This is a genomic window from Oxalobacteraceae bacterium OTU3CINTB1, assembly GCA_024123955.1.
Lineage (GTDB): Bacteria > Pseudomonadota > Gammaproteobacteria > Burkholderiales > Burkholderiaceae_D > Rugamonas.
The window spans coordinates 3,538,322-3,561,118 of the sequence record CP099652.1 but is presented as its reverse complement, the minus strand read 5'-3'; the positions used below and the strand labels follow the sequence as shown (position 1 = coordinate 3,561,118).

Genomic DNA, 22,797 nt, shown 5'->3' with positions numbered 1-22,797 from the left:
AGCCCGGAGGGCGAACCTACACTGAAATGGTCGCGCAATCATTCAACCGATTTTGTGGCATTTTTCTGTAACGGGTTCTAGCTCTCCTGCCCCATCCCCCGGGGCAGTTTGTACACCGTCGCTTTACCGCGACGGTGTTTTTTTAACTGGATTTTCAGGAGCACCATGCGAGCACCGACACGACGCGCAGCGCTAACCTGCGCATTCGCGCTGTTTCTGCTGGAAGGCGGCGCCGCGCTCGCCGCCAATTCCGTCCCTTACCTGCGCAAGCAAGGCACGGCCACGCAGTTGATGGTCAACGACCAGCCCTTCCTCGTCCTCGGCGGCGAACTGCATAATTCGTCGGCATCGCACCTGCCCTACCTGAACAAACTTTGGCCGGCGCTCAAGGGCGCGGAACTGAACACCGTGCTGGCGCCGGTGCAGTGGGACCAGATCGAGCCGGTCGAGGGCCGCTTCGATTTCACCGTGCTCGACGGGATGCTGAAACAGGCGCGCGCCAACGACAAGAAACTGATCCTGCTGTGGTTTGGCGCCTGGAAGAATTCGATGTCGACCTATGTCCCGCCGTGGGTCAAGCGGGATGCACAGCGTTTCCCGCGCTCCCTCGCCCGCAACGGCGCACCGCAAGAGGTGCTGACGCCGTTCAGTCCCAAGACGCTGGCCGCCGATACCGCCGCCTACCGCGCGCTGCTGGCGCACCTGAAACAGGCCGACACCGAGCGCACCGTCGTCATGGTGCAGGTGGAGAACGAGATCGGCATGCTGCCGGACGTGCGCGATTACAGCCCGCTGGCCAACGCCGCTATCGCCGGCCAGGTGCCCAAGGCCTTGACCGACTACCTGGGCGCCAACCGCGCCAGGCTGCATACGTCGGTGCAGGCGCTGTGGGCCGCCAACGGCCACCGCACCAGCGGCACCTGGGCCGAGGTATTCGGCACGTCCACCGCCGCCGAAGAGGTGTTCCAGGCCTGGGGTTACGCCACCTTTGTGGAAACCATGACCGCCGCCGGCAAGGCGGCCTATCCGCTGCCGATGTACGTCAACGCCGCGCTGAACCGGCCCGGCAAGCGGCCGGGCGAATATCCGAGTGCCGGGCCGCTGCCGCATTTGTTCGATATATGGAAGGCCGGCGCGCCGTCGCTCGACGTGCTCGCGATCGACACCTACTTCCCCAACTTCACCGAATGGGCGCCGCAGTTCAAGCGGGCCGACAATCCGCTGTTCATCCCCGAGGCCGACAACGCCGGCCGGCATGACGCGGCGGCCAAGGCGTTCTATGCGATCGGCGAGTTCGATGCGTTCGGCTTTTCGCCGTTCGGCGTCGAGGACAGCGAGCCCACCGATCCGCTACCGAAGGCTTATCGGCTGCTGCGCCAGTTGACGCCTTTGATCAACCAGGTGCAAGGCAGCGGCAACATGCGCGGTTTCAAGGCCAAGGTGTCGTATGACGGTGTGGTGGACGCATCGCCGCAGCAGGTGACGATGGGCGGCTTTAACTTGCAGGTCAGCTTCAGCAACCCGTGGGCCAAGACCGACAGCAAGGACCTGGAAGGATGCGGCGGTTTGATCATCAAACTGTCGGACGACGAGTTCCTGCTGGCGGGTAGAGGGCTAACGGTGAAGTTCACCGACGCCACCGGCGCCGGAGACCTGGTCGGGCTGGAGAAGGTGACCGAAGGGACGTACGAGAACGGCAAATGGAAAGACGGCCGCTGGCTCAATGGCGACGAGATCCACCAGGGCCGGCAGATCATGCTGGTGACCGGCGACTTTACGATGCAGAAGGTGAAATTGTACCGTTATCGGTAAGATTGGAGGCGGTCGATTGAGCGGACCGCCAACCCTAAGCCGCAGGGTCGGACCCCATACGGGGTCCGACCCTTGTTTGCCGACGTGCGGGTTAAAACGACGCCCGCACGCGGCCTGTCTCCACTACCCCACCATCAACTTCACGGACTTCAATTTCACGCTATCCGGACCGGCGTGGATGGTAAAGCTTCCCGGCTCCACCACCCGCTTCATCTGCGCATTAAAGAACCACAAATCCGACGGCTTGATCTCGAAGGTCAGCGTACGCTTCTCACCCGGCTGCAACGTCACGCGCTTGAACGCCTTCAATTCCAGCACCGCCCGCGTCGCCGAACTGACGTCGTCCCGAATATAGATCTGCACAACCTCGTCACCCGCCAGCTTGCCGGTATTGGTCACATCGACCTGCACCGACGTCGAACCGGCAATGCCGATCGACTCCTTGGTTAAACGCGGCGCCGAGATGTCGAACGTCGTGTAGCTCAGTCCAAAACCGAACGGATACAAAGGCTTGGTGCTGCCATCGATATAGCCGCGGCGAGCCGACGGCTTATGGTTATAAAACACCGGCAGTTGACCGACATTGCGCGCGATGGACACCGGCAGCTTGCCACCGGGGTTGGCGCGGCCGAACAGCAGATCGGCGGCGGCGTGGCCGGTCTCCTGCCCCATGTACCAGCCCTCGATCAGCGCATCGGCCTTCTCCGCCAGCAGGTTGACCGACAACGGACGCCCGTTCAGCAGGAACACCACGGTCGGCTTGCCCAGCGCGAAAATCGCCGCCGCCAGATCGTTCTGCTGGCCCATCAAATCCAGGCTCGCGCGGTCGCCCAAATGCTCGTCGGCCCACGCCTCGCGGCTGGTCTGCTCGTTGTCGCCCAGGACCATGATGATGGTGTCCGCCGATTTCGCAGCCTGCACCGCCTCGGCGATCAGCTTCGCATTGACTTCCGGTTTGACGAACTTGATCTCGTCCTTGCCCCAAATGCGCTCCTCGGTGATGCGCACGCCTTCCGAATACGCCAGCTCGAAACCTTGCGCCTTGCTCTCCGCGAGCAGGCCGTCGTAGATCGAGACCACATGGCGCGGTATGTCGGAATAACCGCCGATCGGCGTATCCTTGGCGTGGGTCCCCAGCAGCAGCACCTTGCCGACCTTCTTGGCGTTCAGCGGCAGCAGACCCTTGTCGTTCTTCAGCAGCACCGGCGTGCGCGTCGCCGACAGGCGCGCCAGCGCGATCGCGTCGGGCGTGGCGGTCAGGCTGTCGGCCGCCTTGGCATCAACGTAGGGCTGCTCGAACAGGCCGGCCTGGAACTTCAAGGTCAGCACGCGGCGCACCACGACATCGATCTCTTTTTCGCTGATGCGCTTTTCCTTCACCAGCGCCGCCAGCGTCAGATAGCCCTCGCCGTCCGGGGTCTCGACATCGACGCCGGCTTTAAACGCCAGCAAGCCCGCCTCTTTCGAATCGGCGGCCAGCTTGTGGCGCGTGACCAGTTCCTTGATGCCGAAATAATCGGATACGGTCAGGCCTTTGAAGCCCCACTCCTCGCGCAGCACCTTGTGCAGCAGCCAGTGATTGGCGTGCGACGGAAGGCCGCCGATCTCGTTATACGAGGGCATGACCGCGCCGACGTTGGTTTCCTTGATCAGTTTTTCGAACGGCGGGAAGAAATCCTCGCGCAAGGTGCGCTCGCTGATTTCGGCCGGGCCGATGTTGGTGCCGCTCTCCGGCTGGCCGTGGCCCGTCATGTGCTTGAGCGTGACGAAGACCTTGTCCTTGGCAAGCACCTTGTCTTTGCCGGCGAAGCCGATCACCGCCGCCTTGCCGATTTCGCCGCTCAGATACGGGTCTTCGCCGTAGGTCTCTTCGATGCGGCCCCAGCGCGGCTCGCGCGCCACGTCGACCACCGGCGCCAGCGCCAGGTTGGCGCCGCGCGCGCGCATCTCGCGCGCCGCCACGCTGAAGACTTTTTCAACCATCTCCGGGTCGAACGACGACGCCAGGCCGATCGCCTGCGGGAAGCTGGTGGCGTCGCGCGCCACGTAGCCGTGCAGCGCCTCCTCGTGGGTCAGCATCGGAATGCCAAGGCGGGTCTGCTCGACCGCCCATTTTTGCGCAGCATTGACGTAGTTCGCGGTCTCCAACGCGTTGCGGTTGGCCTTTTCGCCGGTGTCGCCGGCGCCGGCCGCCTGGCCAAGCTGACGGTCGGAAGGACGGCCCAACATGCCCATGCCGTTCGGGTAGTTCTTCTTGGCTTTTTCGGCGGAGAACTCGCCGGCGGCATCCTGCATCTCGGTCTTTTTCTGCCAGATGCACTGCAGCTGGGCGATCTTCTCGTCCAGCGTCATGCGGCCCAGCAGATCGTCCACGCGCTTTTCCAGCGGCAGCGAAGGATTCTTGTAAGGCGCCTGGGCGGCCGCCGCCAGCGCCATCGGCGCCGACATCACGGACAAGCCGGCGACGCCGGTCATCGAGGACAGGAACTGCCTGCGGTTACTTTTCATGTGCTACGTCTCCAATTGTTTTTAGTTGGTGTTCCGGTGCTACTTTTACTGATGCCTTGCATTTCTATTTCGCGTTACTATAATATGAAAACGATTTCAGGGGTATGAAAAGCCCGTTTTCAGAACTGGTGCTGGATCTGGCCGGGCGTCGGCACGCGGAAACGGAACAAGCCGCCGGCCAGCGGTTGGGTGGCCAACTGCTCCTCCGACAAACCCTTGCGCGCCGTGGTGACGAACACCGTGCGCAGGTCATGGCCGCCGAAAGCGATCTTGGTGATGTTCGAACAAGGCATCGGCACCGTGGCAATCAATTCACCCTGCGGCGAATAGCGCTCGATGCGCGCGCCGGCGAACAAGGCGATCCACACAGCGCCGTCGGAATCGACGGTCGTACCATCCGGGTAGCCCTCACCCGCGATGCGCACGAACACGCGCTTGTTGGTCAGGTGGCCGGCATCGTCGATATCGAAGGCATAGATGGTCTTCTCGAGCGTATCGGTGTGATAGAAGGTGCGGCCATCCGGGCTGCAGGCCGGCCCGTTGGTGATGACGTAGCCCTTGTCCTTGCGGCGCGGTTGTCCCTTGCGCTGCACCCGGTACAACGAACCGCTGGCTTGCACCTCGGCGTTGTCCATGGAGCCGAACCACAAGGCGCCGTGACGGTCGATGTACCCGTCGTTCAAACGGTTGCCCGGCAAATCCGTTTCCACTTCGTGCAGCAGGTCCAGGGCGCCGCTGTCGAACGAAAACCGCATCAACTGGCCCGGCAGGCCGCAAACGAAGTCGCCGCCGCGCATCGGCAGCGCAAAGCCCACTTCATCGGGCAGGCTCCAGCTCTGGCGCAAGCCGCCGTCCTCGCCGCAGCGGTGCACGTTGTGCTGCTTGATATCGACAAAATACAGGGCGTTGTTCTCGGCGTGCCACACCGGACCTTCGCCCAAGGTCGCACCCAGGGCCCAAATGCACTCTGGTTGAATCTGGAATGTACTCATGCGACGTACCACCCTGCATCGACCAGGTAATCGCGGCCGAAAGTTGCTTGGACCATCTTGTTCATCTCCACTTTATTGTAATTGGTTTGATCCTGATCCCGCTGTGACGTTTAAGCCATATCCCCCAGCAAGCCGCGCTGCGCGAGATTGCGGTACAGCGCGCGCACGCCGAAGGTCCATGGCGCGATGGCGTCGCTGCGCTGCACGTGGTTGACCAGCGTGCCAAGCGCAGGGCTGGCGATGCTGACCCGGTCGCCCAGCTTGTGGGTGAAACCGGCGCCAGGCGCGCCACGGTCTTTGATCGGCGAGAACATAGTGCCGAGGAAGAGCATGAATCCATCGGGATATTGGTGGTGCGCGCCGGCGGTCTGCGCCACCAGGTCCAGCGGATCGCGGCTGATTTCGCGCATGCGGCTTTCGCCGTCGAGGCGGAAGCCGTCGTCGGCGCCTTCGATCAGCAGCCGCAGTTCGGCGTTGCGCACGGTATCGATGGTGAAGGAAGCGTCGAACAACCGGATGAATGGTCCCATGCCGCACGAGCCATTGTTATCCTTGGCCTTGCCCAGCAAAAGCGCGCTGCGTCCTTCGATGTCGCGCAGGTTGACGTCGTTGCCGAGCGTGGCGCCGACCGCCTGCGCGCGGCTGTTCACCGCCAGCACGATCTCCGGTTCCGGATTGTTCCACTTCGAATCCGGGTGCAGGCCGACATCGGCGCCAAAGCCGACCGCCGACATGGGCTGGGCCTTGGAGAACACTTCCGCATACGGCCCGATGCCCACTTCCATGTACTGCGACCAGGCGCCGCGCTCGATGAACTGCTGCTTGAGCTTTTCCGCTTCCGGCGAGCCGGGTTTGATGGCCGAGAGGTCGGCGCCGATGTCCTTGAGCAGGGTGCTGCGCAGCGCATCGGCGCGCGCCGCGTCGCCACCGGCCTGCTCTTCGATCACGCGTTCGAGCAGGCTGACCGCGAAGGTCACACCGCACGCCTTGACCGCCTGCACATCGCAAGGCGCCAGCAGGCGCGTACTGCGCGAGGCGGCATCTGCGCTGAGCGCACCCTCGATGAGTGCCTCCACGCGGCCCAGCGATTCGCCCTGCGCGGCGCGCGCGAAGCCGGCGGGATCGTCCATGTCCAGCAGATCCGCCACCGTGGCACTGCCAGCGGTGATGTCGAACACTTCACCATCGCGCACCACCACCACACACGGACCATTGACGTCGTCGCGCCACACGCGGCCGACCAGCAGCGCCTGCGGCAGATCGGCAGGTAAATGCACCGCCGTCGGCGCGTGCTTCAATTGATTTTTCATGTTCGTCCCAGACTCGGTTTGTTAGGGTAATACGTCCAACCGGGCACCAGATAGCGCATCGCCAGCGCGTCGTCGCGCGCGGTGGACGCCACCTTTTTATACAGTTCGTGCGCCGCCTCGATACGATCCATATCCGGCTCGATGCCCAGGCCCGGCGCCTGCGGCACCTTGACCTCGCCGCCGACGATTTGCAGGGGCTCGCGCGTCAGGCGTTCCTGTCCTTCCTGCCAGATCCAGTGCGTATCGATGGCGGTGATTTTACCCGGTGCGGCGGCCGCAGCATGGGTGAACATCGCCAGCGAGACGTCGAAATGGTTATTCGAATGCGAACCCCAGGTCAGTCCCCATTCGTGGCAAAGCTGCGCCAGTCGCACGGAGCCCTGCATGGTCCAGAAGTGTGGATCGGCCAGCGGAATATCGACCGCGCCGAGTAAATGCGAATGGGCCATCTGGCGCCAGTCGGTGGCGACCATGTTGGTAGCCGTCGGGATGCCGGTCGCGCGGCGGAACTCCGCCATGATTTCGCGGCCGGAATAACCGTTCTCGGGGCCGCAGGGATCTTCGGCGTACGCCAAAAGGTGGCCCTTGCCGCGACAGATATCGATCGCCTCGCGCAGCGACCAGGCGCCGTTCGGGTCCAGCGTCACGCGGGACTCGGGGAAGCGCGCCTTGATCGCCGCCACCGCTTCCATCTCCTCGGCGCCGTGCATCACGCCACCTTTGAGCTTGAAATCGCGGAAGCCATATTTTTCAACCGTCGCCTCGGCCAGTTTGGCGATGGCGGCGGGCGTCATGGCTTCCTGGTGGCGCATGTGGTACCAGTCGCTTGCTGCGCCATGCCCGGCCAGATAATCGAGGTCGGTACGATTGCGGTCGCCGATGTAGAACAGGTAGGCCAGCATTGGCACGCTGTCGCGCTGCTGGCCCGCGCCCAGCAGCTCGCAAACCGGCACCCCAAGGTGTTGTCCCAGCAGGTCGAGCAGCGCCGCCTCGACGGCGGTGACGACGTTCTCCAGCCGCAGGTTGATCTCGTGCGGCTGCTTCAGCACCTGCGCCTCGGCCTCGGACGTCACCTGGTACTGCTGGCCGCTGACATGCTTGTTGGCGATGGCATCGCGGATGCCGTTGAGGGTGCGGTTGTAGCGGCCGATCTGCGTGCCGACCACCAGCGGGACGGCGTTTTCCAGCGCGCGCAATATGCCTGCGCCGCCGGGAACCTCGCCGATGCCGGTATGTCCGGCGCTATCCTTCAACAGCACCAGATTGCGGGTGAAGTATGGCGCATGCGCGCCGCACAAATTAAGCAGCATGCTGTCGCGGCCAGCCACCGGGATGACGCGCATTTCGATGATCACCGGTGCGGCCGCCTTGTCTAAATTTGTTGCCTGTACCATGCCTTTACCCTAAAATGATAAGCGCTAACATTTAACCAGTGTGAAGGATTTATGCGACCAAGTCAACACGCGTCATACGTCCGCTTCGGCGGCTTGTTAGTCACCGCCCTGGCGGCGATCGTACCCGCCCTGGCGCTTACCGCCTGCGCATCGCTGACCGGTCCCGCCACAGGCGGCGAAGTCCCGGCGCCGGATAGCCGCTGGGTCGCCTCCTGGGGCACGGCGCAGCAGATTCCCGACACGGCGAACGAGCTGCCCGCCGCTCACTGGCGCGACGGCAGCCTGCGCCAGACGGTGCGTCTGTCGCTCGGTGGCAGCCGCCTGAGGGTTCGGCTTAGTAATGTGCACGGCACCGCGCCATTGACGGTGGAGGCGGCCAGTGTCGCCCTTGCCCTGGCCCCGGGCAAAGTGCAGGTCGACGGCGCCACCACGCGCGCGCTCACTTTTGACGGCAGCCCCTCGGTGATGATTCCCGCCGGCGCCGAATATTATAGCGACCCCGTGGCGCTGGAAGTCAAACCGGCCGCCGACCTCTCCGTTTCGCTGTATTTCAAGGAAGCGCCGCCGCGCCAGACCAGCCATTCCGGCTCGCGCGCCACCAGCTTTTTCACCAAGGGTAACCGCATCATGGACGCCGACTGGAGCGGCGCCGGCACCATCGGGCGCTGGTTCCTGGTGAGCGATGTCGACGTGCAGGCCCCGCGCGGCGCCGGCGCCTTGGTCGCCATCGGCGATTCGATCACCGACGGCTACGGCGTCACCACCGACGGCAATAACCGCTGGACCGACCTGCTGGCGGCGCGTCTGCGCCAGGATAGCCAGCAAGTGGGCATCGTCAACGCCGGCATCGGCGGTGGCCGCATGCTTCGCGACGGACTGGGGCCAAATCTGGCGTCCCGCTTCGACCGCGACGTGTTGTCGCGCGCCGGCGTCACGCACGCGCTGGTGTTCATCGGCGTCAATGACCTGGGCGGCCAGCACCGCAACACGCCCGACCTGCCGGCCGACCGCAAAAAACTGCTGGCCGATCTGCGCCTCGCGCATCGACAACTGGCCGAGCGGGCGAAGGCGCGCGGCATCTGTATGATCGGCGCAACCATCACCCCGTACGCAGGCAGCGACTACTATCATCCGGAGCCGGAGAACGAAGCCGACCGCCAGGAAATGAACGACTGGATACGCAAATCCGGTGTATTCGACGCGGTGGTCGACTTCGACGCCGCCCTGCGCGACCCCGCCGACCCGAAAAAAATCAGCAAACCGCTGGACTCCGGCGACCACCTGCACCCGTCACTGGCAGGCTACCGCGCCCTGGCCGATGCGGTCCCGCTCGACCTGCTGCGAAAAAGATGCGCACCCGGCAGATAACCATCCCGCAACACCCATAAACACAAAAACCATTAAAAAATGAGACAACTCTACCTCGCAGGCGCGGCCCTCCTGGCGCTGCTAACCTGCGCCCTCCCCGCCCAAGCGCTGGGCCAAAAACGCCTGGCGACATTCGACACACCGGCCGCCGATGCCGTCACGCTGGCCAACGCCGGCCGCGCCGCCACCATCTACGTCGACAAAGCCGACCACCCCGGCGTGCTGCGTGCCGCGCGCGACCTGCAGGAAGACATCGCCCGCGTGAGCACCGCGCGGCCCGCCCTGGAGCAAAGCGGCAAGCCCGCCGGCGCAGATGTCGTCATCATCGGCACCATCGGCAAAAGCCCATTGATCGACCAGTTGGTAAAGGCCGGCAAACTGGACGTCACCGCCATCAAAGGCAAATGGGAAGGCTGGCAAGTGCAAACGCTGCGCAACCCGCTGCCCGGCGTCGAGCGCGCCCTGGTCATCGCCGGCAGCGACAAGCGCGGCGCCATCTACGGCATCTACGAGATCTCCGAGCAGATCGGCGTATCGCCGTGGCAGTGGTGGGCCGACGTGCCGGCGCAAAGCCATGCCAGCATCTACGCCTCCGCCCCCGTCGCAGTCAACGACGCCCCGGTGGTGCAATATCGCGGCATCTTCCTCAACGATGAACAACCGGCGCTGACCGGCTGGGTGAAGCAGCGCTACGGCGGCTACAACCACGAGTTCTACACCAAGGTGTTCGAGCTGCTGCTGCGCCTGCGCGCCAACTACCTGTGGCCGGCGATGTGGAATTCGGCCTTTTACGACGACGACAAATTGAACGGCAAGCTGGCCGACGAATACGGCATCGTCATGGGCACCTCCCACCACGAGCCGATGATGCGCGCGCAGCAGGAATGGAAGCGCCAGGGCAAAGGCCCGTGGGACTACAACAAGAACCAGGGCGTGCTGGACGACTTCTGGAGCAAAGGCCTGCGCAACACGCGCGACTACGAAAAGATGATCACCATCGGCATGCGCGGCGACGGCGACGAACCGATGTCGGAGGAATCCAACGTCTCGCTGCTGGAGCGCATCGTCAGCCGCCAGCGCGAGGCCATCGCCAGGCAGATCAACCCGGACGTGACCAAGGTGCCGCAAACCTGGGCGCTGTACAAGGAGGTCCAGGAATACTACGAGCGGGGCATGCGCGTTCCCGACGACGTGATGCTGCTTTGGTGTGACGATAACTGGGGTAATATCCGCCGCCTTCCGACGCAGGAGGAGCGCAAGCGCGCCGGCGGCGCCGGTGTCTACTACCATTTCGACTATGTCGGCGGGCCGCGCTCCTATAAGTGGATCAACGTCACACCGCTGCCCAAAATATGGGAACAGATGCATCTGGCATGGCAGTACCAGGCCAACCGCATGTGGATCGTCAACGTGGGCGACCTCAAACCGATGGAAGTGCCGATCGAATTCTTCCTGACCTATGCGTGGAACCCTGCCGCATGGCCGGCGCAGCGCCTGCCGGACTACCTGAAGCTGTGGGCCACGCGCGAATTCGGACCCGAACATGCGGACGACATCGCCGACATCGTCGCCAGGTATGCGAAGTACAACGGCCGCCGCAAGCCGGAACAGCTGGAGCCGACCACCTACAGCCTGGTCAACTATGGCGAAGCGGCGCGCATCGTCGAGGAGTACCGCGACATCGCCGCGCGCGCCGAACGCATTTCGGCCGCGCTGCCGGCAGCAAAGCGCGACGCTTTCTTCCAGCTGGTGCTATACCCAGTGCAGGCCAGCGCCGTGGTCAACGAGCTGTATGTCACAGCCGGCATGAACCGCCTTTACGGACTGCAGGGCCGCACCTCCACCAACGATCTGGCGGCGCGCACCCGCCAGCTGTTCCAGCAGGATGCGGAGCTGGTACGCCGCTATCATGAGGATATCAGCGGCGGCAAATGGAACCACATGATGTCGCAGACCCACCTGGGCTACACCTACTGGAACCAGCCGCCCCGCAACGTGATGCCGCCGGTGACCGAGGTACAGGTTCCGAAGGAAGGCGACATGGGCGTGGCCGTCGAAGGCAGCGCCAACGTATGGCCCGGCCCCGCCGGCGACACGCTGGCGCTGCCAGTCCTCGATCCGTTCGAGGGACGCCAGCGCCACATCGAAATCTTCAATCGCGGCCAGCAGCCGTTCGACTACAAGGTAAGCGCCAGCGCGCCGTGGGTCTTGCTCGATAAACCTGCGGGCCGGGTGGAACGCGAGCAGCGCGTCATGGTCGACGTGCGCTGGGAAGATGTTCCGGCTGGCGTTGATCGCGCGACATTGACCATTGCCGGTCCAAACGGCGCCAAGACGACGGTGGCCGTGCCGCTGCGCCGCTCCACCGGACTGCCGAAAGCCGCCAAGGGCGACTTTATCGAAACCGCCGGTGTCGTGTCGATGGAAGCGGAGCACTACACCCGGGCGGTGGCGCCCGAAAAACGCGAGTGGCTGCGCATTCCCGACCATGGCCGCACGCTGTCGGGCATGACGACGCTGCCGGTCGACGCGCCACCGGACGGCGTGCCGCAAATGCGGCTCGAGTACCAGATGCTGCTGACCACCAAAGGCAAGGTCAACGTTCACGCGACCCTGGCGCCGACCCAGAAGATCCAGCCGGGCCCCGGCCTGCGCTACGCGATTTCATTCGACGACGAGGCGCCGCAGATCGTCAACCTGCACGCGGACGGCTCCGAAAAAGCATGGGAGCGCAGCGTCTCGGACGGCGCCACGGCGATGACGTCCCGGCACGTGATCGACACCGAAGGCAAACATACCTTGAAATTCTGGGTGATCGATCCCGCCCTGGTGCTGCAAAAACTGGTGGTCGACACCGGCGGCCAACGCGACAGCTATCTCGGGCCGCCGGAAAGCCCGCGCGCGCGCTGATTAAAAAAATATAAACGGAGACAAGATGGCAAACATATTTATCAGGCTGATGGCGACCGTGCTGTTGTCGTTGGCCGCCGCGGCGCCGGCATGCGCCGCCGACGAAGACGGCTACGACCTGTGGCTGCGCTACCAACCACTTGAGCGCGCGGCGCAGGCCAAACTGCAGCCGCAGGCCCGCACCCTGGTCCTGTCGGGCAAGCCCTCGCCAACCACGCAGGCGGCGCTGAGCGAACTGCAAAAGGGACTGCAAGGCATGCTGGGAGGCGCGCCGGCGACATCGACCGCGATACGCGATGGTTCGCTGGTGCTGGCAACGCCGGCGGGGCTGCCGGAACTGGCCGCGTCCTCCTCCCCGCTGCGCGCCGAGCTGGCGGCGCTGGGCCAGGAAGGCTACCTGCTGCGTAAAACCCGCCTGCAAGGCCACAACGTGACGCTGATCGCCGCCAACAGCGACATCGGCCTGCTGTACGGGTCTTTCGCCTGGCTGCGCGCCGCCGCAATCGGCGCGGCGCCGGAAGCAAGTTCGGCGCCCAAGCTGCAACTGCGCCTGCTGAACCACTGGGATAACCTGGACCGCACGGTGGAACGCGGCTACTCCGGCTTCTCGATCTGGGACTGGTGGGCGCTGCCGGACATCGCCGACCGCCGCTACACCGACTACGCGCGCGCCAACGCCTCGCTGGGCATCAACGGCACGGTGCTTAACAACGTCAACTCCAAGCCGGAAGTGCTGACCGCGGCCTTCATCGCCAAGGCCGCAGCCGTCGCCGACATCCTGCGCCCGTATGGCATCAAGGTATATCTGTCGGCACGCTTCTCCACGCCGCTGGAACTGAAGGAAACCGACACCGCCGATCCGCTCTCGCCGGCGGTGCAGGCATGGTGGCGCAAGAAGGCCGACGAGATCTATCGCGCGATCCCGGACTTCGGCGGCTTCCTGGTGAAGGCCAATTCGGAGGGCCAGCCAGGCCCGCAGGACTACAACCGCACCCACGTGGACGGCGCCAACATGCTGGCCGCCGCTTTGGCGCCCCACAAGGGCATCGTCATGTGGCGCGCCTTCGTCTACGCGCACGGCGCGGACAAGGCCACCGACCGCGCCAAGCAGGCTTACGACGAGTTCACGCCGCTTGACGGCAAGTTCGCATCCAACGTCATCGTTCAGGTGAAGAACGGCGCCATCGACTTCCAGCCGCGCGAGCCGTTCCACCCGCTGTTCGGCGGCATGCCGAAGACGCCGCTGATGATGGAGTTCCAGATCACCAAGGAGTATCTCGGCTTTTCCACCGACCTGGCCTACCTGGGCACGATGTTCGAAGAGACGCTGCACGCCGACACCAAACGTGCACCGCAAGGCCTGACGGTGGCGCAGGTGGTCGAGGGCAAGGCGCTGCCGGCGCCTTCGGCCGGGCGCCCAAGCCTTACGGGCATGGCCGGCGTGGCCAATATCGGCACGGACCGAAACTGGACCGGCCACCACTTCGACCAGGCCAATTGGTACGCGTACGGCCGCCTGGCGTGGAATCCGCAGGCGTCCGCGCGCGATATCGCCGTCGAATGGGCCGCCCAAACCTTCGGTCCCGACGTCCGCGTGACCGCCCCGGTGGTCGACATCATGATGATGTCGCGCGAAACCGTGGTCGATTACATGACGCCACTGGGCCTGCACCACATGATGGGCACCTCGCACCACCACGGCCCGGCGCCGTGGATCGACAATCTGGAACGCCCGGACTGGAATCCGGTCTACTACCATCGCGCCGCCCGCGACGGCATCGGTTTCGACCGCACCGCCAGCGGCACCAACGCGCTGGCCCAGTATGCGCCGGAGATCGCGCGCCAGTACGCCGATCCGCGCACCACGCCACCGCAATTCCTGCTGTGGTTCCACCATCTGCCGTGGGATTACGCGATGCCGTCGGGCCGCACGCTGTGGGCCGAACTGATACACCACTACGACACCGGCGTGCGCGGCGCGCGCGAGCTGCAATCGCGCTGGATGGCGCTGCGGCCGCTGATCGACGCAAGGCGCCACGCGGAAGTGGCGCAGCGTCTGCAGCGCCAGGTCGCCAACGCCGAGTTGTGGCGCAATGCCTGCATCGCCTACTTCCAGTCGGTGAACGTCTTGCCGCTGCCGCCGGGCGTGCAGCCGCCGCCAAAACCGCTGGACTACTACAAGGCCATCCACTTCCCTTACGCGCCGGGCCGGGGATAACAGGTAAATCCTTTGCTAAAATCGCATCTGTAGCCCAGCTCGTGTAGCATTGGTGGACCTGACCCTGGAGTGAAGATGAGAAGTAGAGAGCAAGCCCCCCTGGATCCGCCGGCGCAAGCACCGACGATGACCGATGTCGCCAAGCTGGCCGGCGTGTCGCCGATGACGGTGTCGCGCGTGATGAACGGCGACGCCAAAGTGAGCGAGAAGACCCGCAACCGCGTGGCCGACGCCGTCGCCGCCCTGAGCTATGTGCCCAACCAGGCCGCGCGCCGCCTAGCCGGTTCGCGCTCGATCCGCATCGGCTTCTTGTACAGTAATCCGAGCGCCGGCTACCTGAGCGAGTTCCTGGTCGGCCTGCTCAACCAGGCCGGCCCGAACAACGTCCAGCTGGTGGTGGAAAAATGCGAGGCCGATGAACACGGCGTCGAGCAGGCGCGCCGCCTGATCGCCAATGGCGTCGACGGCATCATCCTGCCGCCGCCGCTGTGCGACTCCAAACAGCTGATCGACTTGATCACCGACGCCGGCACCCCGACCGTGACCGTGGCCTGCGGCCAGCCGGACCTGCGCGTCAGCGGCGTGAGCATCGACGACTACGCTGCCGCCCACGCGATGGCCTGCCATCTGATCGCGCTGGGCCACCAGCGCATCGGCTTCGTCGCCGGCCATCCGAACCAGAGCGCGAGCGCGCGCCGGCTGGCCGGCTTCAAGGCCGCCATCGCCGAGCATCACGCGCAGGCCGACCCGGAGCTGATCGTGCCGGGCATGTTCACCTATCGTTCGGGATTGGACGCGGCGGAGATCCTGCTCGCCCAGGAGCCGCGTCCGACCGCCATCTTCGCCAGCAACGACGACATGGCCGCCGCCGTGGTGGCGATCGCGCACAGGCTGGGCCTCGACGTGCCGGGCGACCTGACCGTGGCCGGCTTCGACGATACCGCCCTGGCCACGACCATCTGGCCCGAGCTCACCACCGTGCGGCAACCCATCACCGGCATGGCGGAAGCGGCGCTGCGCTCGCTGGTGCAGCAGGTCCGCGCCCGCCACAGCGGCGCGCCGCAGGCGCCGGAGCATGCGCTGATGGACTACGCGCTGATACGGCGCCAGTCGGATGCCGCGCCGCGCATGCGCCCACCGGCCAGGATCGTCAAGCGCAACGCGCGCTAACGCGTTCCACCTTCTACGTGATTTCGCTCATCAAATTGATCAATGTCGACGGCGACACCGGCTTGACCAGGTAATGGTCGAATCCCGCCGCGATGCCCTTGTCGCGGTCCGACGCCTGCCCGTACCCGGTCAGCGCCACCAGCACCATGCCGGCGCTGCGGCTGTCGGCGCGCAGCCTCCTGGCCAGTTCGTAACCATCCAGATCCGGCAGGCCGATGTCGAGGATGGCGACGTCGAGTCCTCCGCCCTCGTGCGCGCGCAGCAGGGCATTGGCCGCATTGTGCACGGCGATGACATGGTGTCCGACCGCGTCGAGCATAATCTCCAGCATCTCCGCCGCATCGACATTGTCGTCGACCACCATGATCTTCAAGCCGCCCTCCTTCGCGTCCGACGGCCGTGACGGCAGCGGCGCGGCCGCTTCCACGCGCGCGGTGGTGCGCGGCAGCGTGACCGTGAAGCGGCTGCCCATGCCGACACCGTCACTGTGACAACCCACCGTCCCGCCGTGCAGCTCCACCAGGTTTTTCACCAGCGCCAGGCCCAAACCGAGCCCGCCCTGCGTGCGGTCCGGCGTGCGCTCGGCCTGCGAGAACAGCTCGAACACGGCCGACTGCAAGGCCGGCGCGATACCGGCGCCGTTGTCCTCCACCACCAGTTCGACGTCCTCGCCTACCAGCTCGGTGCGCACGGTGATGCGGCCGCCGTCGGGCGTGTACTTGGCCGAGTTGTTCAGCAGGTTGCTGATGATTTGCACCAGCCGCTTCTGGTCGCCCAACACCGACCCGACATCCGGCGCCAGGTCGGTGACCAGCCGGTGGCGCTTGCTCTCGATCAGCGGCCGCACCTGTTCGATCGCGTGGAACACCACGTTGCGCACATCCTGCGGCGTGCGTTCGATATCGACCAGTCCCCGCGTCACGCGCGACACGTCCAGCAAATCGTCGACCAGCGCCGTCATGTGGCTGACCTGGCGCGCGATCACGCCGCTGGTGTGGCGCAGCCGCTCGTCCGACAGCTTCGTCATGCCGATCAACTGGGCGGCGGCGCTGATCGGCGCCAATGGATTGCGCAATTCGTGCGCCAGCATGGCCAGGAATTCGTCCTTGCGCCGGCTCGCCTCGCGCAGTTCCTCCTCCGCCTGTTTGTGGGCGATGATATCGAGTTCGCGCACCCGCTCCTCGGCCTTCACCTCCGCCTGCAGCGCCGCCTCGCGCGCGGCCGAAGTGCGCCGCTGATGCGACAAGTTGATGGCGCCGTCGATGCGCGCCACCAGCTCGCGCGCATCGAAGGGCTTGACCATGTAGTCGTCGGCGCCGGCGGCCAGGCCCTCGACCCGCGCTTCCGGACCGGCGCGCGCCGACAGCAGGATCACCACCATATCGCGCGTGGCCTCGCCGGCGCGCAGCGTCCTGAGCAAGGTAAAGCCGTCGGTATCGGGCATCATCACGTCGGTCAGCACCAGATCTGGCAGCGGCCCGGCGGCGATGGCCTCGAGCGCCTCCCGGCCGTTCTTGACCAGCGTGACCTGGTGGCCGTTCTTCTCGAGAATACGCTGGATATAGGAACGCATGTCGGCGTTGTCGTCCGCCAGCAGAATACGCGCGCTGATGGCGCCGGCCGGCGCTGGATCCGGCGCAGGTTCGGACGACGCGCCCTTGCGGTCGAGCCACCCCACCGCCTCTTCCAGATAGCTGGCGGTGCCGGCCCAGCGCCCGGCTTGCGCCGGCTGCTCGACGATCTGGCCCGGCGGCAGGTGAGCGAAGCCGAATTTGAGCCGGACGCTGAAAACCGAACCCCGGCCGTCGGCGCTACGCACCCGCACCGCGCCGCCATGCAGCGCGACCATCTCCTTGACCAGCGACAGGCCGATGCCGCTGCCCTCCATCGATCGGCCACGCTGTCCCTCGACCCGGTGGAAGCGGTCGAACACCAGCGCCGCATCGGCTTGCGGAATACCGACGCCGCTGTCGGCTACCTTCAACTCGACACCGTCCCCGCGCACCTTCAGCGTGACCTTGATGCCGCCCTCCAGCGTAAACTTGAAGGCGTTCGACAACAGGTTGAGGACGATCTTTTCCCACATCGCCCGGTCCACATACACCGGCTCCGGTAGCGGTTCGCAGTCGACCATCAGCTCAAGCCCCGCTTGCGCGCAGGCCGACTGGAAGTGGCTCGCCAGTTCCGCGGTCAACGACGTCAGGTCGGTGGCGCTGAAGGTGGCCTGGGTGCGCCCTGCCTCGATGCGCGAGAAATCGAGCAGCGAGTTGACCAGCCGTAGCAGGCGGTGCGCATTGCGCTCGGCGATCTGCAGGCGTTCGCGCTGGCCGTCGCGCATGGGTTCCGCCAGCGCGTCGCTCAAAGGCCCCAGCATCAATGTCAGCGGCGTGCGGAACTCGTGGCTGACATTCGAAAAGAACAGCGTCTTGGCGCGGTCGGCGGCGGCCAGCGCCTCGATCCTGGCTTTTTCCTGCTCCTGCGTCGCGATGCGGTCCATCGCGGCGTCGATGGCGGCAAACAGCAACTGCTGGAATTCCTGGTACGTCTCGTCCCACGGCAGCCTGGCGCTGGCGCCCAGCATCATCAGCATGCGCGGATGCCCGTCCTGCTGTTGGCGCGTCGGACGAGCAAGCGCGTAATCGGGCGCTTCGTCGTAAGGACCGCACCGGTCTCCGGCCATCAGCGCGCGCAAGCCCGATATCTGCACCGCCGCCTGCGACTGCGACAGCTTGTCGACCTGCCAGCAGGCCTCGGCGCCGGCCGACAGCAGCGCCGGACTGATGGCGCTCGCCGGCGCCACGCCATGGTGTCCCGTCAGCACATAGCCGCCGAACGCCTTGTCGAACGCGTACAGCAGCACGAATGGAATATCGAACTCGAACTGCGCCAGCGCGGCGACGGTCATGCGCACGACGTCGTCGTCCGATTCGGCGCTCCCCAGGCCGGATGTCAGATCGCGCAGCGCCCGCGTGCGCCGCTCGCTGAGCATGGTGCGCGTGGTTTCGGTCACCGGATGAAACAGCCCGCAGACCTCGCCGTCCGCCCGAATCGGGCTCAGCGAGAACGTGAAAAACGTCTCTTCCAGGTAGCCGTTGCGCTGCAAAAACATCCGTTGATTCTCGAGAAACGAGGTTTCGCCCGCCACGGCGCGCTCGAACGGCTGGCCGATCGCCGGCCACGCCGACTTCCAGCACTCGCGGTAGTCCATGCCGAGCGAGAACGGATGCTTGTCCCCACACACGATTCGATAGCCGTCGTTGTAGATCTGGACGTGCCCGGGCCCCCAGATGATATTGATTGGAAAGTTAGATGCAAGACACAGACTCACTGTTGTGCGCAGGCTGTGCGGCCATTCGGCGATGGGCCCCAGCGGTGTGCTCGACCAGTCGAGCGAGCCGATCAGGCGCGCCATCTCGCTCCCGCTTTCCGCAGCGAGGAACGTGTCGGCAATTTCAACTTGATTGGAGGGAATGCTCATGGGTGTGAAAAAAAATGATTTCCTCCAGCCTATCATGAGTCGGCGCGAGCGGCGCGCCCCACTGTGAACCAGGTTTTGATTTCACGACACGATTTAAGACTAGTCCTACAAACAGGCCGCGAGAACGCCTATACCGCGCGACCTCAGGTGTAGCTAAGATACGTTTCAACACTACACCAAGGAGGTCACCATGAAACATCTGAATGTACCCGCCAAGTTCGCCTTTGCGTTGATCCTGACTGCCGCAGCTGTTACCGGTTGCAAAAAGCAAGAAGCCGATCCAGTGACACCAGAAGCCACGACCGCCCCGGCCCCGGCCCCTAGCGCAACGCCTTCGACGCCGACCCCGGCACCGGACGCGACCACGCCACCAGCCGCCGGCGGCACGACCCCAACGGACTCCGCCACTCCACCGGCAACGACCACGCCGGAGTCGACTCCTCCGGCTCGCTAATCGACCACCGCGCGGCACCCTTGTCGCGCGTTGTGGCGTAGTATGATGTAGCACCGGCCCGAAGGCGGCACTCCCGCCCTCGGGCTGAACTCATCCCCACTGCATGTCCGAATGCCGTTTCATCCGATTACCTCGCTCGATTGCTCGCTGCTGTTGTCCGGCCGCGCCAGACCGGTCCGCTACGCGACCGCCTCCATCGATGATCATCACCGCACCATCGTCATTGAAGTGGCGATGCATTACCGTATGCCGCCGCTGGCGGCGCGGGTTCTGGGCCAATCAAGGCGCGTCCCGCAAGACCGCTTCTCCTATTACGCGCAACTGGCGGACCTCGGCTTGGGCAGATACTGGAGCCGAACCATCACCTTGAATGGCGTCGGCTACGCGGTGACCGTCTCGCCACGACAATCGCGGGACGGCCTGCCGCTGATCCTGGCACACACCGGCAGCCCGCTGCTGGGGCCATTGAGCAGCCGCTCCAGCAATCCCTACCCTCTTTTGAGCGGAAATCTGTATTACGAACCCCGTCACGAGGGCGACGCCGACGCCATGTTCGCAATGACGGCGGCGCACGAAATCGGCCACGCCTTCCTCACCAGCGCATTCGGCATCCACTGGTCCTGGGGGCATGGGGGAACCTCCTCAATCTTCGGACGGATCGCTTCCGCCGCACCGCCGTATCCGCAAGCCGGAGAAATAGAACTGATGACCTACTACCGCGAGGATCCGCTCGCGGCGATCTATCGGCAGGACATCCTGCGAAGGACCATCGCGAGCGAAAACGACGTCAAGACCTTGCTCTACATCGCGGGTAGAAGCTAGCCTTACTTCAGCGCGATCGCCAGGTCGATCAAGCCCACCTGGCCGTTGCCGATCGCGGAATTCGCGATCGTCCCGGTGCCGTTGACCGGCACCGCCGCGCCGGTGGCCAGATCCAGCCGATACAGCACGCTGGCACCGTTGATGGAGCTACGCAAAGCCGCCAGCGCCAGTCCATTGGCGCCGCCGGCGATATCCATCGCCACGTCGCCCACCGCATTCGCGCCCAGCGATCCCACGTTGACCAGAATGCCGTCGTTGGGTGGATTCTGCGTCACCAGGTTGCCGCCGCTGGTGTTGATATCGTAAAGCACGGTGGTCGTGGCGCCGGCGTAGCTGTTGGTGTACGCCGCCGCCGTCACGCCGGTGCTGTTGACCGGGCCGTCGGTCGTGGTGGCGCCGCTGTCGACGTTGATGCGCAGGTTTTGTCCGGAATCGCTGATCACCCGCAGGCGGTCGGCGACCGGATTGAAGTCGACCGCGAAGCCGGTGCCGATCAGATTCGAGAATGGCGACGAGCTGTCGGCGGTGTCCGCGGCCAGCGTCGCCTTGGCGGTGACGGCGCCCGTCACCGGATCGATGGTCACGATACGCCCGGTCGAGGACAAGCCATACAGCAGGCCATCCTTGGGACGAATATCGAAGCCCAGCAGACGTTCGCTGCCGGTCAGGCCGGTGATCGTCACATTGGTGTCCAGCGTGTTCGGCGTGGCAGTCTTGAACGAGACGATACGGCCGTCGGATGTCAGGCCGTAGGCGACCGGCGCGGCGGGAGTGCGGACGGCCACGCCGCGCAAATCCTCGCTGACGCCAACGGCGGCGACCAGCGTGGCGGGATTGGCTGTCGCGCTCAAATTGATGGTGTACAGATTGCGCGCGCCGCCGACTGTCATGACGGCGTAACCGGTGTTGGTGCGCGCATCGATGTCGAAGCCTGCCACGCTGGTGGCGGCCACGCCCAGCGGCACCGGGTTGGCCAGGGTGCCGTTGTTGGGAGGGTTCTGCGTGTACAGCGTGCCGTTGACGGCGTCGAGGACGAACAGCGTGGTGCCGGCGGTGCCCGCAAAACTGTTGGTGTAGGCCGCGGCGTTGACCGCAGTGTTGGCCGCGCCGCCGTTGATCGAGCCGTCGGTGGTGGTGGCGCCCGTGTCCACATTCACGCGCAGGCTCTGGCCCGTGTTGCCGACGATGCGCAAACGGTCGGCGGCCGGATTGAAATCGACGCCGAATTCTGTGCCGGCGAGCGCCGTGAACGGCGCGCTGGTGTCGCCGCTGTCGGCGGCCAGCGTCGATTTGAGCGTGGCCGCGCCGGTGGCGCCATTCAGCGTGTAAATCCGGCCGGTGCTGCCGACGCCATACAGCTGGCCGTCGGCGGGACGATAGTCGATACCGAGCAGGTTTTCGCCGGCCTGCAAGCCGGTGACGGTGGCGGTGGTGCGGATGGTGGCCGGGGTGGCGCGGTCGAAGGACAACAGCTTATTGCTGACGGTCAAGACAAACACATCGCCCGTCTCGCTGGCCTGGGGCGGTTTGTCGTCGTCCTTGTCGATATCCTCGGTGAACCCGCAGGCCGCCAGCGAGGCGGCGATGGCGGAAACCAATAACAGTTTGCTGAATGGCAGTGGCATGGTTGGTCTCTTCTTTTAAAGTGAGTGGGCGTGCCGCCAGGCCGTGATGACGAGGAGCGCACCCACACACTACCCATGGCCGCTGCTTTTGGATGCAGCGCACGTAAAAAATAATTTATAACTAAGATTTTACGCTACTTGGCCCGGGTTCGAGCAGTCAAACGGCCATGCCGAGCCACATGCCGGCCAGCGCAATCAATCCGCCGCCGGTGCGCAACCAGCCGCTGTGACGGCGTACCGCGCGTCCCAGTCCGAGCCCCGCGATGTGCAGCGCGGCGCTGGCGGCGACGAAGCCCACGCCATACAACCAGGCGTTGCCCATGGCCGGCATCTCGGTGCCGTGGGCGTAACCGTGGAAAATGGCGAAGCCGCCGACGATCAGCGCCGCCGGCAGGGTCTTCAACTTGACAGCGAAGCCGATCAGCAAACCAAGCAGCAGCACCGAAGTGACGATACCCGCTTCGACCAGCGGCAGCGCCGCACCGCCCATGCCCAGCGCGCCGCCGGCGGCAAGGAAGGCCACGAAACTGGCCGGCAGCAGCCATTGCGCGCGGCCGCCCAGTTGCGCGCCCCACAGGCCGACGGCCAGCATCGCCAGAATGTGGTCGATACCCGTCAGAGGATGCATCAGGCCAGCCATCGCGCCATCGGAATGGCCGGGATGGGCCAGCGCGGCGCCGCCATAGGTCAGCGCCAGCAACGTCGGGATCAATCTGGATTTCATAGGTACTCCTTC

The 22,797-nt window shown here is 65.0% G+C and carries 13 protein-coding genes; 6 read left to right on the top strand and 7 right to left on the bottom strand.

The features are described 5' to 3' along the window. Nucleotides 1-165 precede the first annotated feature (165 nt). Nucleotides 166-1,812, top strand: a complete 1,647-nt coding sequence (locus NHH73_15610) for a DUF5597 domain-containing protein (protein ID USX24056.1) — start codon at nt 166-168, stop codon at nt 1,810-1,812. 123 nt (nt 1,813-1,935) lie between these two features. Here NHH73_15610 and NHH73_15605 read toward each other — a convergent pair whose 3' ends face one another. The 4 genes from NHH73_15605 to NHH73_15590 all read right to left on the bottom strand — a co-directional run bounded on the left by NHH73_15605 (nt 1,936) and on the right by NHH73_15590 (nt 8,016). Next, nucleotides 1,936-4,320 (bottom strand): glycoside hydrolase family 3 C-terminal domain-containing protein, encoded by a 2,385-nt coding sequence (locus NHH73_15605; protein ID USX24055.1) that lies wholly within the window; start codon nt 4,318-4,320, stop codon nt 1,936-1,938. Between the two features lie 119 nt (nt 4,321-4,439). Beyond that, nucleotides 4,440-5,312, bottom strand: coding sequence for an SMP-30/gluconolactonase/LRE family protein (locus NHH73_15600; GenBank protein USX24054.1), 873 nt, complete (start codon nt 5,310-5,312; stop codon nt 4,440-4,442). A 110-nt stretch (nt 5,313-5,422) separates the two neighbouring features. Continuing rightward, nucleotides 5,423-6,622: a fumarylacetoacetate hydrolase family protein gene (locus NHH73_15595; protein USX24053.1), complete on the bottom strand. Its 1,200-nt coding sequence runs from the start codon at nt 6,620-6,622 to the stop codon at nt 5,423-5,425. Continuing rightward, nucleotides 6,619-8,016 (bottom strand): glucarate dehydratase, encoded by a 1,398-nt coding sequence (locus tag NHH73_15590; protein ID USX24052.1) that lies wholly within the window; start codon nt 8,014-8,016, stop codon nt 6,619-6,621. The genes NHH73_15595 and NHH73_15590 overlap by 4 nt, the downstream gene beginning before the upstream one ends. Nucleotides 8,017-8,067: 51 nt before the next feature. Here NHH73_15590 and NHH73_15585 point away from each other — a divergent pair, with 51 nt between their 5' ends. The 4 genes from NHH73_15585 to NHH73_15570 all read left to right on the top strand — a co-directional run bounded on the left by NHH73_15585 (nt 8,068) and on the right by NHH73_15570 (nt 15,682). Then, entirely contained in the window at nt 8,068-9,384 is a 1,317-nt protein-coding gene (locus NHH73_15585) for an SGNH/GDSL hydrolase family protein (GenBank protein ID USX24051.1), read from the top strand. A 39-nt stretch (nt 9,385-9,423) separates the two neighbouring features. Beyond that, nucleotides 9,424-12,294 carry a glycosyl hydrolase 115 family protein gene (locus NHH73_15580; GenBank protein USX24050.1) on the top strand — a complete coding sequence of 957 codons (2,871 nt, stop codon included), beginning with the start codon at nt 9,424-9,426 and terminating at the stop codon, nt 12,292-12,294. A gap of 25 nt (nt 12,295-12,319) precedes the next feature. Then, nucleotides 12,320-14,512 (top strand): alpha-glucuronidase, encoded by a 2,193-nt coding sequence (locus NHH73_15575; GenBank protein ID USX24049.1) that lies wholly within the window; start codon nt 12,320-12,322, stop codon nt 14,510-14,512. 75 nt (nt 14,513-14,587) lie between these two features. Beyond that, nucleotides 14,588-15,682 (top strand): LacI family DNA-binding transcriptional regulator, encoded by a 1,095-nt coding sequence (locus NHH73_15570; protein USX24048.1) that lies wholly within the window; start codon nt 14,588-14,590, stop codon nt 15,680-15,682. A 13-nt stretch (nt 15,683-15,695) separates the two neighbouring features. Here the strand turns inward: NHH73_15570 and NHH73_15565 are convergent, their stop codons facing one another. Next, entirely contained in the window at nt 15,696-19,160 is a 3,465-nt protein-coding gene (locus NHH73_15565) for an ATP-binding protein (GenBank protein USX24047.1), read from the bottom strand. 565 nt (nt 19,161-19,725) lie between these two features. Here NHH73_15565 and NHH73_15560 point away from each other — a divergent pair. Next, nucleotides 19,726-20,436 carry a hypothetical protein gene (locus NHH73_15560; GenBank protein ID USX24046.1) on the top strand — a complete coding sequence of 237 codons (711 nt, stop codon included), beginning with the start codon at nt 19,726-19,728 and terminating at the stop codon, nt 20,434-20,436. Between the two features lie 2 nt (nt 20,437-20,438). On the opposite strand, the gene NHH73_15555 is transcribed toward NHH73_15560, so the two are convergent. Continuing rightward, nucleotides 20,439-22,061, bottom strand: a complete 1,623-nt coding sequence (locus NHH73_15555; GenBank protein USX24045.1) for a DUF4394 domain-containing protein — start codon at nt 22,059-22,061, stop codon at nt 20,439-20,441. A 157-nt stretch (nt 22,062-22,218) separates the two neighbouring features. Then, nucleotides 22,219-22,785, bottom strand: coding sequence for a HupE/UreJ family protein (locus tag NHH73_15550; GenBank protein ID USX24044.1), 567 nt, complete (start codon nt 22,783-22,785; stop codon nt 22,219-22,221). Nucleotides 22,786-22,797: the final 12 nt, after the last annotated feature.

Coding starts and splice junctions, on each gene's coding strand:
- NHH73_15550 (USX24044.1), bottom strand. CDS start 22,785: ATGAAATCCAGATTGATCCCGACGTTGCTGGCGCTGACCTATGGCGGC.
- NHH73_15555 (USX24045.1), bottom strand. CDS start 22,061: ATGCCACTGCCATTCAGCAAACTGTTATTGGTTTCCGCCATCGCCGCC.
- NHH73_15600 (USX24054.1), bottom strand. CDS start 5,312: ATGAGTACATTCCAGATTCAACCAGAGTGCATTTGGGCCCTGGGTGCG.
- NHH73_15570 (USX24048.1), top strand. CDS start 14,588: ATGAGAAGTAGAGAGCAAGCCCCCCTGGATCCGCCGGCGCAAGCACCG.
- NHH73_15560 (USX24046.1), top strand. CDS start 19,726: ATGCCGTTTCATCCGATTACCTCGCTCGATTGCTCGCTGCTGTTGTCC.
- NHH73_15610 (USX24056.1), top strand. CDS start 166: ATGCGAGCACCGACACGACGCGCAGCGCTAACCTGCGCATTCGCGCTG.
- NHH73_15585 (USX24051.1), top strand. CDS start 8,068: ATGCGACCAAGTCAACACGCGTCATACGTCCGCTTCGGCGGCTTGTTA.
- NHH73_15605 (USX24055.1), bottom strand. CDS start 4,320: ATGAAAAGTAACCGCAGGCAGTTCCTGTCCTCGATGACCGGCGTCGCC.
- NHH73_15595 (USX24053.1), bottom strand. CDS start 6,622: ATGAAAAATCAATTGAAGCACGCGCCGACGGCGGTGCATTTACCTGCC.
- NHH73_15580 (USX24050.1), top strand. CDS start 9,424: ATGAGACAACTCTACCTCGCAGGCGCGGCCCTCCTGGCGCTGCTAACC.
- NHH73_15575 (USX24049.1), top strand. CDS start 12,320: ATGGCAAACATATTTATCAGGCTGATGGCGACCGTGCTGTTGTCGTTG.
- NHH73_15565 (USX24047.1), bottom strand. CDS start 19,160: ATGAGCATTCCCTCCAATCAAGTTGAAATTGCCGACACGTTCCTCGCT.
- NHH73_15590 (USX24052.1), bottom strand. CDS start 8,016: ATGGTACAGGCAACAAATTTAGACAAGGCGGCCGCACCGGTGATCATC.